Raw genomic sequence first — 12,516 nt, forward strand, 5'->3', positions numbered from 1 at the left:
TCACAGTCGTTTGCAGGTATTGTTCCCTGAAATGTAGCGGAACCCCTAAGGATATCCAGTGAAGGCAATCCCACCCTTCTTACTATGCTGCCTTCTAGTGCTGTTTCAATCCCCATTGCGTGCGGACCCGCCCCAGCCGTCGCCAGCGCCAATCCTGAGCCATGAGGAGCTGACCTGGCTGGGCGAGCAGGGCAGTTTTCGGGTTGGTGTAAACATCGGCCAGGTTCCGCTGATCTTCGATACCGGCGACGGCACGCTTGCCGGTACCTTTATCGATTACCTCGCCCGACTCTCGGGCAAACTGGGCGTGCCCATTGAGCCGGTAACCCTGGGTCAGGGTAACGAACCAGCAGAGCTGGCCACCGATGCAGTGCTGACAACACGTCTGCCTGACGCCCAGGTGACCCCGGGCAAGCGCTACAGCGAACCCCTGATGAGCTTGACCTACGGGCTGTTTGTCAGTGCCGGCGACGTCGCCATTCGCAGCCTCTCGGACCTTGAAGGCGGCCGCATTGCGATCATCGATGGTGACGTTAACCAGTATCCTATGCTGGACCCGGTCGAAAGCTTTACCCCGGTCCCAGTAGACAGCATAGGTGATGCGGTCAGTCGGGTGCTGTCGGGACAGGCTGATGCCTTTCTGGGGCCGGTGCCAGTGGTGTCGGATTACCTGCAGTCGGCGATGATCAGCGGCATTGGGCTTGCGGCGCTGCTGGAAGAGGCCCGGGTTGACGTGGTGTTGCAGGTGGACGTGGACGACGACCGCTTGTTCCGAGTTCTAAACCAGGCGGTGGCGGCGATCAGTCACAGCGAACATCGGGTCATCCGCCAGGCCTGGCTGCAGGCGGATGTGCCGGCACTGGAACGCAGTGGCCTTGAATTGTCGGCATCAGACCAGGAATGGCTTAAGCGTCACCCCAATCTGCGGGTGGCCTTCCGGTCGGATTGGCCGCCGTTCGAGTATGCCCAGGATGACCGACCTACTGGCCTGGTGCCGGATCTGGTAACCCGTCTGGAGACTGAGCTGAACACCAGATTCAATCGCTCGGTGGTGTCGGATCGTGGCGCCGCCGAGCGGCAGCTGGAGGCCGATGAGGTTGATATTCTGCCGGGGCTGTCGCGAACCCCGCGTACCGAAAGTGATTACCTGTTTACCCGCGCCTATCTGACAGTGCCCATTGCCCTGGCCATTCGGGACGATGGCCGTTTCATCGGTGAATTACGCGAGCTGCGGGATGAGCGGGTCGGTGTGGTCAATCGCCACGCCGCCCATGATTACCTGTTGATTAATCACCCGGATCTGGACATCTATCCAATGGAGACGGTTGAAGAGGGGTTGCTGGCGTTGTCTAACGGCGATCTGGAGGTGATGGTCACCCATATTCCGGCGGTCAGCTACACCGTGGCCCGGCTCGGGCTGTCGAATCTCCGAATCACCAGCATCACGCCTTACGAGTACGACTTGCGGCTGGCGGTCAGCAAGGATAAACCCGAGTTGCATCGGATTCTGAATCAGGCCCTGAACAGCCTCGACGCGGCGGAAACGGAGGCGATCTATAACCGCTGGATCCACCTCGATATCGAGCAGGAAACCGACTACACGGTGGTGCGCCGGGTGGTGCTGATCGCCGTTCTGGTGGTGCTGATCTTCCTGTACTGGAACCGCAAGCTGTCCCGGGAAGTGGATGAGCGGATCCGCTCCGAGAACGCCCTGCGTCGCAGCGAAGACGAACTGCGGGCGGCTAAGCTGGAAGCCGAGCGCCTGGCCAGGGAGGCTGAAACCGCGAGTTTGGCCAAGAGTGAGTTCCTGGCCAATATGTCGCACGAGATTCGGACCCCGATGAATGCCGTGATCGGGTACAGTGATCTGCTCAACAATACCGTTACCGACCCTCAGCAGCGTACCTATCTGGAGGCAATTCGGGCTGGCAGCCGAAGCCTGTTGATGCTGATTAACGACATTCTCGATCTGTCCCGTATCGAGGCTGGAAAGTTGCGGCTGGATTACTCCGCGGTGTCGATGCGACGTCTGCTTGGAGACGTGCGCCACATCTTCGATCTGCGTGCCATGGAACAGGGGATTTCGCTGGAGGTCAGTGTCGATTCGAACATGCCGGTGTCGATGATGCTCGATGAAACCCGATTGCGGCAGGTGCTGTTTAACCTGGTGGGTAACGCCATCAAGTTTACTCATGAGGGCGGAGTCACGGTCCGGGCCACGGCAACGCGGCTGAAGTCCGAGGCGTCCAGTGAGCCGGACGCTGGCAACGGCGAGGTCCGGAAGTTCTACCGGCTGGTGGTCACGGTCCAGGATACCGGTATTGGTATTCCCGCGGATCAGCGGGACCGTATCTTCGATGCCTTTGAACAACAGGAAGGGCAGAATACCCGTCGTTATGGCGGTACCGGACTGGGCCTGGCGATCAGCCGGAAACTGGCACGCATGATGGGCGGCGAATTGGAGCTCGAGAGTGAGTCCGGGAAGGGGTCGGTGTTTACCGTGGTCCTGCCCAGGGTGGAAGCATCCGGAAAGGAGGCGGAGGACGAAGGTGAACCCAAGGAAGCCGAGCGCTTGCTGGCCCAGACCCTGAGTATCCAGGAGCGGGGCTGGTTGCGGGAACAGCTAGCGTCGGATTTTGGCGACGAGTGGCAAACTATCCGCGAAAGTGGGGATCCGGAGAAGATGAAGGACTTTGCCCGGCGATTGATAGCCTGGGGCCAGCGGTTCCGCTCGAAATCGGTGACCCATTACGGTGAAAAACTGCTGACGGATGTGGAAGCGTTTAATCTCGACGCGGTGAACAGTGCGCTTGAGGCCTTCCCGAAACTGCTTGGTCGCCGGCGCTAGTCGCTGGGGGCTTAGCTTACAGGCAGTCGAACTGGGAGCGGCGGTCGAAGGCAACCGCGACCATGTCGTAACCGGAATCGGAGAGCTGGCGAATCAGATCGCGGTCTTTCAGCAGGGTCATGCATACCTTGTGCACGCTGACCTGAAGCTGCTCTACTGGCGGCTGAGCGGCCTCGAACCGGAAATCGACAATCAGGTATTTGCGTTCGACGGCCGCAGAGGCGGGGATGTCTTCACGCTCAACGCTTTCGTAGCCAATATACGTCGCCTGCTCCTGGGGAAAAACCTGGCTCATCAGAACATCAAGGTTCTCGCCATGGGCGGAGCCGGTGACTATGAGTAGGGCGGTGGCCATTGCAGTGGCGCAAAGCGTGATTTTCATGACGGGTACTCCCCGTGACAATCGGGCATTCGTGTTACCGAGTGTAAACTTTCGTTACAGGTGATTATTGCAGAGTGGCTGGCACTTTGCGTAATGAAGGGCATGAATTTTTCAACTTTTTGCGTTTGTTGCGGTTCGAACGACGGGCTGGCGGCAGCCGGCGGCTAAGCTATCAACTATTCTGTGAATAAGACAGTCAAATAAGAGGAATTGGCATGTTTCAGCTCGTCTTTAAAGGGGAATGCGCTCCCGGCACCGATCCGGAGACCGCTCGAGCCAATGCGCGCAACCTGTTTAAGGCCAGTGTCGAGCAGGTGGAGCGAATGTTCAGTGGCCAGCCGGTGGTTATCCGCAACAAGCTGGAAGAGGTTCAGGCCGAGAAATACCGCGCGGTGCTGAAGAAGCACGGCATGATTGCCTATGTTCAGCCCATGGCCGGGGCACCAGAGCCAGCGCGTCCGGTCCCTGCTGCCGCTCCGGAGTCGGCGCGCCAACGTTCCGCCGAACCAGCCGGCACTGAAATGCCGTCGTCATCGCCAGCAACACGCAAGGTCCCGGACACCGAGCCCGGTGAACGCTTACCGGTGGCCGGTGACAAGGTGGACGATATCCTCTCGGGGTCCGGGCTGAGCCTGGACCCGGTCGGGGTCACGTTAATGGAGCATACCGAGGTTGAGCCGCCGATGTTCCAGCACCTTGAGGACTGGACTCTGGCGCCCGCAGGAACGGAACTGGGCGTGGAACGTGAGCTGCCACCGCCGGTGGTGCCGGATGTGTCACACCTGTCATTGGTCGACGAAGACGCTTCCGATAAGCCCATACACGGTGCCTGATTCGAGGGTGCTGGTGGCGGTGAAGCTTGGACTGCCAGTTTTGATCCTGGCCGTGGCCCTGATTGCCGTGCCGCTGTCTGCGGCAGAACGGCCAACGGTGGGATTGGTACTGAGTGGCGGCGGCGCCAAAGGCATGGCCCACGTCGGTGTGCTGCGGGTGTTGGAGGAAATGAACATTCCGGTGGACCTGGTGGTGGGCACCAGCGCCGGCTCAGCCGTGGGCGCCCTGTACGCGTCGGGGATGCCGGTGGAGGATATCGAACGTCGATTCATTGAAATGGACTGGCTGTCCAGCTTCCAGGACGACCCGGGCCGGGTCTACAAACCAATACGACGCAAACAGGATGAAGTGCGACTGCCGGTGACCCCAGGCATCGGGGTCAGGGCGGATGGCCTTTATGTTGGGGGCGGCATTATCGCGGGCCAGAATCTTGGTTTCATTCTGAACGAATTGACCCGCAATGCGGCGCTGGTGGAGGACTTCGACCGCCTTGCCATCCCGTTCCGGGCAGTGGCCACGGATCTGGAAACCGGCGAACAGGTGGTGATGGGCGCTGGCAACCTGGCCGAAGCCATTCGCGCCAGCATGAGCATTCCCGGTGTTTACGCCCCCGTTAATCGCAATGGTCGCCTGTTGGTGGACGGCGGCGTCGCCAATAACCTGCCGGTCAGCGTCGCCCGTGACATGGGCGCAGACGTGATCATTGCCGTCGATATCACCGACCCGCTGCTGGACGCCGACCAGTTGAAGGAAGCTTTCTCGGTGGTGGGGCAACTGACCACCATCATGACTCGTCGCAATACCGAGCAACAGCTGGATCTGTTGGGCGAAAATGACATTCTCATCCGGCCTGACCTCGAGGGCGTCGGCTCGGTGGATTTTTACAACGCGCTGGTGTTGTTTGAGCTGGGTGCCACGGCTGCCCGGGAGAAGGCTGTAGCGTTGAGGCCATTGATCGTGCCGCGAAAAGAGTGGGCCGGCTACAAGTCACAGACGGCATTTACACCTTACGAGGCCGGGCCAATTTCCCACATCCGGATTGAACAGGGCGGGGGCTTGGCGCCCGAATTCCTGCGGGAACGGATTCAGCAAGAGGCCGGCGAACCCCTGGACGTGGAGGCGCTGGAGGCGGATCTGAAGCGCATCTACGGTCTGGGCTATTACGAAACCGTATCCTACGCGTTGGAACCCAGTCCGGAAGGCACCTTGCTGACGGTGCGGGTAAAGGAGAAAAGCTGGGGCCCGAATTACCTGTCTTTTGGCTTGGGTTACGAGGACAACTTTGATGGTGAGACCCGTTTCAACATCGCCACCGGCTTGAGGATGACTGAGCTCAACGACTTGGGCGCGGAGTGGCAGACCGGAGTTCAGCTCGGCACCGATCCCTGGGTGCGAACCCAGTGGTATCAGCCACTCGATTACGGCTACCAGCGCTTCCTGGTGCTTGGGGGTGAATACAGTCGTGACACTCTGGGTATCTATGATGGTGGTACCCGTCCGGTCAGCGAAGTGGATGTCACCTATCGTGACCTGGATCTGGCCCTGGGTATGGAGTTGGGTGGTAACGCAGAAATCCGTCTGACTTACGTCCGCGGTTACGCCACGGTGGACGAACAGATCGGCCTGCCGATCGTGCGCGACGACACCGTGCACCGGGGCGGGGTCAGCCTGCAACTGGTGCACGATTCCCTGGATGACACCTTCTTTCCCCGCCACGGTGCCTTTGCCGGTATCCGGGGGCGGTTGGAGCGCGAGGGCCTGGGTTCAGACCGCCACTTTGATTCGGTCACCGGCATGTTGTTGGGCACCGACAGCTGGAAAGGCTTTAACCTGACGGGCCTGTTGTTTGGCGAGGCCGTGACCGCCGGTGAACCCGGCATCGAGAACGCGGTGCGCTTGGGCGGCTTCCGTCGGTTGTCGGCGTACGCTCCGGGCGAGATTACTGGCGATAACGCGCTGCTGGGCGCGTTATACGCCAGCCAGGCATTTGGCGGGCCGTGGGTGCCCTGGTTTGCGGGTGCCGGTTTTGAGGCGGGTAACGCTTGGGAATCGTTTGATCAGGCCAGTTGGAGCAATACAGTGCGTTCCTACAGTGTGTTTGCCGGGGTAGATACCTTTCTGGGGCCCGTGCAATTTGCCACCGCCTACAACAACCGGGACGACTGGGCCGCCTACCTGAATATTGGTTTCTCGTTCACCCAGCTGTTCTACTGATCCGCCCGCTAGGCGTCCTGCTTCTCGATCACGGCGATGGCGTCCAGGACCTGCTGACATTGCTGCATGGCGTAGCGGTGCAGGATCGCCGTCAGGCGGTCCTCGTCCCGATCCTTGATCGCCTGGATGGATTCCTGCATGTGCGCCAGGTTGTCCTCGAAAACATGGCTGCCACCGCGCTGGAAGGCTACAAAAGCGCAGCGCTTGGCCGACGGCCAGAGATCGTCGATGGCGGCCACGATAAAGTAGTTGTCCGCGTACACCAGCGAAGCCTTGGTGTACTCGATACCTAGCTCGAGAAAGGCCATCAGGTCACTGGTCTCAAAGCAGGTTTTCATCCGGGCATAGAGCAACTCCAGCCGTTCCATATCGGCCGGTTGCCATTGCCGGATCAGTTTGCGGCCGGTGTGGGTCAGATAGAGTTCGAGAGTCTCGTACAGGCTGCGGACGAAATACTCGTCCAGGGTGGTCACGAAGGCGCCCTTGCGCGGCACGTTACGTACCAGGTGGCGTTTCTCCAACAGCAGCAGGCCTTCGCGAATGGAGCCGTGGCTGACGTCCATATCCTTGGCCATTGCCCCTTCGTAAATGCGTTCGCCAGAACGTAGCTGGCCGAAGGCAATCAGGTTCTCAATGTGGCGGGCGACCTGTTCGGTCAGGGTTTCTCTGGGTTGGAACGCGTTCATGGTGTGATGTCGCTACTGCATGCGGGCTGATGGGTCAGGGCATAGTCGCATAATCGGGCTGAAAGAAACCAGTGCTGGGCGGCTCGCATCTCACTATGGCGCTCACAGCCAAGATCATAGCAGCGGTGCGAGCAGCCGGATGGCACGGCAGGTTAACCGGAACAGGATGGACCGGTCCCGGTAGTCCCGCTCGGTCATCAGCCGGCAGTTGTCCAGATCGTCTTCAAGCATGGATTCAACGCTGCTGATGAAATGCGGTGCGGTGGTCACGGCGGTGATTTCGAAGTTCAGCCGCATTGACCGGTTGTCCAGGTTGGCCGTACCCACCGCGGCGTAACGGTCATCCACCAGAACCACCTTCTGATGCATGAAGCCCGGCTGGTAGCGGTAGATGCCAACGCCGCTTTTACTGGCCTGTACCAGGTACGAGTACGCCGCCAGACCAATCAGCTTGCTGTCGGATTTCTCCGGAATCAGGATGCGCACATCCACACCCCGAAGGGCGGCCAGCTGCAGCGCGTTCATGATCTGAAAGTCCGGCACAAAGTAGGGCGAGCAGATCCACAGGCGACTGCGGGCATTGTTGATACAGTTCAGGAAGAACAGGGTGCAGGTTTCCCAGTCGTCCGCCGGTCCGGTTGGCAGCATCAGTACCCGATCCTCACCGGCGGTGTTGTTTTGCGGCGCCCAGTCCAGGTCCGGACACTCGTCGCTGGCCCAGTTCCAGTCCTCCAGCCAGGTCAGCTGCAGCCCGGTCACCGCCGGGCCCTCGATGCGGCAATGGGTATCCCGCCAGGGTTCATGGTCCATGGCGGTACCCAGATACTCGTCGCCCAGATTGATGCCGCCAACAAAGCCGATGGTGCCATCGCAGACCAGCAGCTTGCGGTGGTTGCGGAAATTGATCTGGAACCGGCGCCGGCGGACGTTGCCATCGCCAAAGGAGGCTACCCGGGCGCCAGCGGCCGTAAGCTGTTTCAAGTAGGTCTTCGATAATCCGACGCTGCCGATATTGTCATACAGGAAACAGACCTCAACGCCCTGCGCCAGTTTGCGCTCCAGGATGGACTTGATGCGGCGGCCAACCCGGTCCGAGCGGACTATGTAGAATTCCATCAGGATATAGCGGGTGGCGTTCTCCATGGCCTCGAACAAAGCCTCGAAGGTGGCCTCGCCGTCTCTCAGCAGGGTGCAGCGATTGCCTTCGGTAAAGGGCTGGCGGCCCAGCTTGCACAGCACCTGGAGTTCGTCGGTAAAGTACTGGTCAGCCGGTGCTGCGATGGAAGTGGTCTGGCGTTCAAACCGGTTCAGCAGGTTGGTCAGGCCCTGGTTGCCCATGCGTCGGGCCCGGACGTAGCCACCGAAGCGATAACGCCCGAACAGCGCAAATAGCGGCACCGCCACGTAGGGCAAACCGAGCAGGCCGATGATCCAGGCGATGGCGCCCTGGGCGGTGCGATAGGTCAGCAGAATCCGGTAGATGCAGGCCAGTGCGGCCAGATAAAGCAGGCCAACCGCCACTGCTACCCAAGAAAAGTTTTCCATAATCACTTACGTACGTCCGAAGAGGCCGGGGCCCCGGATGTCGGGTGGGTGCGAGCCAGCTGATTGGCGCGATACTGGGCCGGCGCAGTGCCGGTCCAACGTTTGAAAGCGCGGCTAAAGGCGCTGAGTTCCGAAAAACCAAGCAGGAAGGCGATCTCGCCCAGGGCGTAGTGATCGGCGGCGACGTAGCGTAAGGCTTTGTCCTTGCGTACTTGCTCTACCAGATCGTGGAAGCTGAGCCCCTCCCGCTTCAGTCTTCGATACAGGGTTTGGCGGCTCATATGACATTGCCGCGCCAGGCTGTCGGCATCGATTTTCTCCGTCGCCATCTGTTTGGAAATCAGGCGTCGGATCTTGCGGCCGAAAGAGCGCCTGGGCTGCAGCCGTGCCAGCACAGAGTTCACCTGCTTCAATACCGCGGAGTATACGTAAGGATTGCGACGGGGAATGCCATGACTGAGATGGCGGCTGTCGAAGGCCAGTCGGGTCGAGGTGCAGTCAAACGTCACCGGGCCACCCAACAGGGTTTCATACTCGTCGGCGTAACTGGGGCTCGGATGGGCGACCTCGACCCACTCGGCGTGAATCTCCGGGTGGATGAAGTGCCGGGTTCGGCTTAGCGCTGCCGCCAGGGTCCGGTCCATGTCCTGTCGGGAGTAATGATTTGGGGCATCCGGTTGCCAGGTCAGGATGGCTTCGTCGCCGGTCTGCTGAAAACTCAGGGTCACCGATTCGTTGATCAACCGGTGCAGGCGGACGTACTGGGTAACCGCTTCACCCAGGGTGTCGCAGTTGAAGAACACGTGGCCCACCAGCCCCATGCGCTCAGGATCAACCACCAGGCCTGCGTGCAGTCCTATCGCCGGGTCACCGGTTACCTGCTCGGCGTAGTCCCACAGGCGGTAGTGGGCCGGCGCCGGTATACGCAAATCCGGATTGGCCAGCGCCTGCAAGTCCATGCCGATGATCTGTTGCACCCGGGCCGGATCCAGCAGGCCCTGGCTCTGGAGGTAGTGCACCAGGGCCAGCGTGCTGGAGGCGGCCACCAGGGGCGTGTGATTGTAATCTGACGCAGCAGGGATCAAGGCGTATTCCTGATGGTTAACAATCTTTCATCTGGGATTGATACAAAATGTCAAGCGAATGAAACCGCCTGTCAACGGTTTGTCATGGCAACAACGATAGCATTAAGTCATCAGGTTGATGCAATGGAACGGTGTTTTCAGGAGGAGTTATATGGAACAGGAAATTTTTGTACCGCACAACGAGATTGAACGGACGAACGTCATTGCGCTCGCCGAATACTTGAACAGCATCTTCTATTGCTGAGTCCTCCGGCGTAACGCCGACGACTGAAAAGCCGGGCCTTGGCCCGGCTTTTTTGTGCCTGTTTGCCACCCGCGGCCGGGCGGCATTTGCTCGCCGCACTGGCGGTGGTAATGTAACCGGTCAGAAACCACCCGCTAAACCGGAGATCGTCTACCCATGAGTGTCGAGCTGAACCACCGTATTACCGGCGAAGGTGCGCCGCTGATCCTGTTGCATGGCCTGTTTGGGTCGCTGGAGAATCTCGGCGGCATTGCCCGCCGGTTGCAGGACGAGTGGCAAATCCACGCCCTGGACCAGCGCAATCACGGCAGCTCACCCCACACCGACACCATGGATTATCCCGCCATGGCCGCGGATGTGATTGCCTATCTGGACCGGCAGGGCATCGACAAGGCCCGCATCCTTGGCCATTCCATGGGCGGCAAGGTGGCCATGCAGGTTGCCTTGCAGGCGCCGGATCGGGTCGAGAAAATTGTGGTCGCCGATATTGCGCCGGTCAGTTACAAGCCCCGCCACGATGCCATTCTGGAAGGCCTCAAAAGTCTGGACCTGCAGAACGCGCGTACTCGCCAGGATGCCGACAAGTTCCTGACCGAATTTGTCGAGATGCCGTCCACCCGCCAGTTCCTGCTGAAGAATCTGGAGCGGGTACCGCGTGAGCAACAGGAGGAGGGCGGCGCCGTCTTCCGCTGGCGCCTGAACCTGCCGATCATCGAAGCCTGTTATGGCAATCTCGCCATGGCTCCGGAAGGCGAGGGACCCTACGAAGGGCCGGTGTTGTTCCTGAAAGGTGCCGAATCCGCCTACATCCAGGAGAAGCACCGGGAGCAGATCGAGCGCCTGTTCCCGGCTGCAGAGCTGCGTGTCATTCAGGATGCCGGGCACTGGCTGCACGCCGAGAAGGCCGATACCTTTGCCGCCCTGAGTCGACGGTTCCTGGCCGAGGGCCCGTAGGCTATCTCCTTCCCCAGGGTTCGCATTTTTCTCGGATGGTGGCGGTCTGCTAAGGTTAAGCCATCGCGAGAAAGGGTTTGAACACACGAACAGGCGGGCATGGTCTATGAAATGGTTGATGGTGGGAGCGCTGGTCCTGTTTGTGTTGCTGGGCACTTTTCTGCTGACACCATCGCCCATTGACAGCAAGGCCTGGCAGCCGCCCTCGCCGCCGCCGCTGACCGGGCCGCTGGCCCCCAATGAACGGCTTCGGCTGGCGGAGCTGCTGGCACGCGGGCAAGTGTATGGCCCGGAAGACACCACGGTCAGCGACGATGGCACTGTCTATGCCGGTACCCAGGATGGCCGTATTGTTCGGCTGTTCCCCGATGGTCGGGTGGAAACCTGGCTCAAGACCGAAGGCCGTCCCCTGGGGCTGGTGTTTGATGACGCTGGCAACCTGATTGTTGCGGACGCCTGGAAAGGCCTGTTGTCGATCGCCCCGGACAAGACCATCACCGTGTTGGCACGGGAAGCGGAGGGAACGCCGTTCCGGTTCACCGACGACGTTGATATCGGCCCCGATGGCCGCATCTACTTCACTGACGCCAGTTCCCGCTTCCAGCAGCCGGATTACCGGCTCGACCTCCTGGAAATGCGCCCCCACGGGCGCCTTCTGCGGTACTCGCCCTATACCGGCAAGGTTGAGGTGTTGCTCGGTAACCTGCATTTTGCCAACGGCGTTTCTGTCTCGCCCGACGGCAGTTTTGTACTGGTCAACGAAACTTGGAAATACCGAACGCTGCGCTACTGGATTCACGGCCCCAAGGCAGGCCAGGCTGAGGTGTTCGCCGACAACCTGCCGGGCTTCCCGGATAACCTGGCGGTCGACCGGGAAGGGCGCTTCTGGGTGGCGTTTCCGTCGCTGCGCAACGCCCAGGTGGACGCCCTGCACCGAAGCCCCTGGCTCAAGGATCTGGTGGCCAAGCTGCCGGACCGCCTGAAGCCGACGCCACGGGAGTATGGTCTGGTGGTGGCCTTCGATCGGGACGGCGAGGTGATCACCAGTCTCCATGACACCCGGGGCACGCATTTGCAGGAGATCACCTCGGTCAATCCCCACGGCGGTTACCTATACTTTGGTTCACTTCACAATGATCGCATCGGACGGCTACCGTTGCAGGCCATTCCCGGTCTTGGAGACGATGAAGTATGACCGATGCCAGTGCCCTTCAGTGGGATCTGCCTGATCCGTTTACCTTCGAAATTAGCGTGCGCGACGACGACACTGATCGCCTGGGGCATGCCAACAACGTGGTCTATGTGCGCTGGCTGGAAGACGTAAGCTGGGCCCACATCGAAAGCCTGGGTATGACCTGGGAACTGCATGAGGCGACGGGCAAGGCGATGGCCATCACCCGCACTGAAATCGACTACCTGGCATCCGCCAACGCCGGTGACCGGCTGATCCTTGGCACCTGGCTGACCGGGTATGATGGTCGTTTCCGTTCTTCCCGCCAGTTCCAGCTGGTTCGCCCGACTGACCGCAAGACCTTGGTCCGGGCGGTTTCCACCCACGCCTGTGTGGATATGAAATCCCAGCGCCCGAGCCGAGCCCCCCGGGAATTCGCCGAGATCCTGGCGGCAGCCGTGGTCAATGGTGCAACTGGCGTGGCCGTCAAATGAATCACCTTCGGTAGCATCTTCTGCTAGTCTGAAAAAAACACCTGCTTCCCGTTACTGCC

General features: G+C 60.3%; 10 protein-coding genes. 6 read left to right on the forward strand and 4 right to left on the reverse strand.

Features of this window, described 5'->3' with window-relative positions:
* The first annotated feature begins 58 nt into the window (after positions 1 to 58).
* Positions 59 to 2,848, forward strand: a complete 2,790-nt coding sequence (locus FCS96_RS10510) for an ATP-binding protein (RefSeq protein ID WP_138440290.1) — start codon at positions 59 to 61, stop codon at positions 2,846 to 2,848.
* A gap of 16 nt (positions 2,849 to 2,864) precedes the next feature.
* Here the strand turns inward: FCS96_RS10510 and FCS96_RS10515 are convergent, their stop codons facing one another.
* Positions 2,865 to 3,203, reverse strand: a complete 339-nt coding sequence (locus tag FCS96_RS10515; protein ID WP_138440430.1) for a hypothetical protein — start codon at positions 3,201 to 3,203, stop codon at positions 2,865 to 2,867.
* Positions 3,204 to 3,445: 242 nt separating this feature from the next.
* On the opposite strand from FCS96_RS10515, the gene FCS96_RS10520 reads away from it, so the two are divergent.
* Entirely contained in the window at positions 3,446 to 4,063 is a 618-nt protein-coding gene (locus FCS96_RS10520; protein WP_138440291.1) for a hypothetical protein, read from the forward strand.
* Between the two features lie 133 nt (positions 4,064 to 4,196).
* Positions 4,197 to 6,278, forward strand: coding sequence for a patatin-like phospholipase family protein (locus tag FCS96_RS10525; RefSeq protein ID WP_407658097.1), 2,082 nt, complete (start codon positions 4,197 to 4,199; stop codon positions 6,276 to 6,278).
* A gap of 8 nt (positions 6,279 to 6,286) precedes the next feature.
* Here FCS96_RS10525 and FCS96_RS10530 read toward each other — a convergent pair whose 3' ends face one another.
* The 3 genes from FCS96_RS10530 to FCS96_RS10540 form a co-directional block, all read right to left on the reverse strand.
* Complete coding sequence (locus tag FCS96_RS10530) at positions 6,287 to 6,964, reverse strand: GntR family transcriptional regulator (protein ID WP_138440293.1); 678 nt, start codon at positions 6,962 to 6,964, stop codon at positions 6,287 to 6,289.
* Positions 6,965 to 7,078: 114 nt separating this feature from the next.
* On the reverse strand, positions 7,079 to 8,509 hold the full coding sequence (gene cls, locus FCS96_RS10535; protein WP_138440294.1) for a cardiolipin synthase: 1,431 nt from the start codon (positions 8,507 to 8,509) through the stop codon (positions 7,079 to 7,081).
* Positions 8,510 to 8,511: 2 nt separating this feature from the next.
* Positions 8,512 to 9,594: an AraC family transcriptional regulator gene (locus FCS96_RS10540; protein ID WP_228264073.1), complete on the reverse strand. Its 1,083-nt coding sequence runs from the start codon at positions 9,592 to 9,594 to the stop codon at positions 8,512 to 8,514.
* Positions 9,595 to 9,994: 400 nt separating this feature from the next.
* Here FCS96_RS10540 and FCS96_RS10545 point away from each other — a divergent pair, with 400 nt between their 5' ends.
* The 3 genes from FCS96_RS10545 to FCS96_RS10555 all read left to right on the forward strand — a co-directional run bounded on the left by FCS96_RS10545 (position 9,995) and on the right by FCS96_RS10555 (position 12,457).
* Positions 9,995 to 10,792: an alpha/beta fold hydrolase gene (locus FCS96_RS10545; RefSeq protein WP_138440295.1), complete on the forward strand. Its 798-nt coding sequence runs from the start codon at positions 9,995 to 9,997 to the stop codon at positions 10,790 to 10,792.
* A gap of 106 nt (positions 10,793 to 10,898) precedes the next feature.
* On the forward strand, positions 10,899 to 11,987 hold the full coding sequence (locus FCS96_RS10550) for an SMP-30/gluconolactonase/LRE family protein (RefSeq protein ID WP_138440296.1): 1,089 nt from the start codon (positions 10,899 to 10,901) through the stop codon (positions 11,985 to 11,987).
* Positions 11,984 to 12,457 carry an acyl-CoA thioesterase gene (locus FCS96_RS10555; protein WP_138440297.1) on the forward strand — a complete coding sequence of 158 codons (474 nt, stop codon included), beginning with the start codon at positions 11,984 to 11,986 and terminating at the stop codon, positions 12,455 to 12,457. The genes FCS96_RS10550 and FCS96_RS10555 overlap by 4 nt, the downstream gene beginning before the upstream one ends.
* The last annotated feature ends 59 nt before the right edge of the window (positions 12,458 to 12,516 follow it).

This window comes from Marinobacter alexandrii, assembly GCF_005871205.1.
Classification (GTDB): Bacteria; Pseudomonadota; Gammaproteobacteria; order Pseudomonadales; family Oleiphilaceae; genus Marinobacter; species Marinobacter alexandrii.

What these genes read in the sequence shown, in the direction of transcription:
- FCS96_RS10515 (WP_138440430.1), bottom strand. Translation starts at nt 3,203, where the DNA reads ATGGCCACCGCCCTACTCATAGTCACCGGCTCCGCCCATGGCGAGAAC.
- FCS96_RS10520 (WP_138440291.1), top strand. Translation starts at nt 3,446, where the DNA reads ATGTTTCAGCTCGTCTTTAAAGGGGAATGCGCTCCCGGCACCGATCCG.
- FCS96_RS10525 (WP_407658097.1), top strand. Translation starts at nt 4,197, where the DNA reads ATGGCCCACGTCGGTGTGCTGCGGGTGTTGGAGGAAATGAACATTCCG.
- FCS96_RS10530 (WP_138440293.1), bottom strand. Translation starts at nt 6,964, where the DNA reads ATGAACGCGTTCCAACCCAGAGAAACCCTGACCGAACAGGTCGCCCGC.
- cls (WP_138440294.1), bottom strand. Translation starts at nt 8,509, where the DNA reads ATGGAAAACTTTTCTTGGGTAGCAGTGGCGGTTGGCCTGCTTTATCTG.
- FCS96_RS10545 (WP_138440295.1), top strand. Translation starts at nt 9,995, where the DNA reads ATGAGTGTCGAGCTGAACCACCGTATTACCGGCGAAGGTGCGCCGCTG.
- FCS96_RS10550 (WP_138440296.1), top strand. Translation starts at nt 10,899, where the DNA reads ATGAAATGGTTGATGGTGGGAGCGCTGGTCCTGTTTGTGTTGCTGGGC.
- FCS96_RS10555 (WP_138440297.1), top strand. Translation starts at nt 11,984, where the DNA reads ATGACCGATGCCAGTGCCCTTCAGTGGGATCTGCCTGATCCGTTTACC.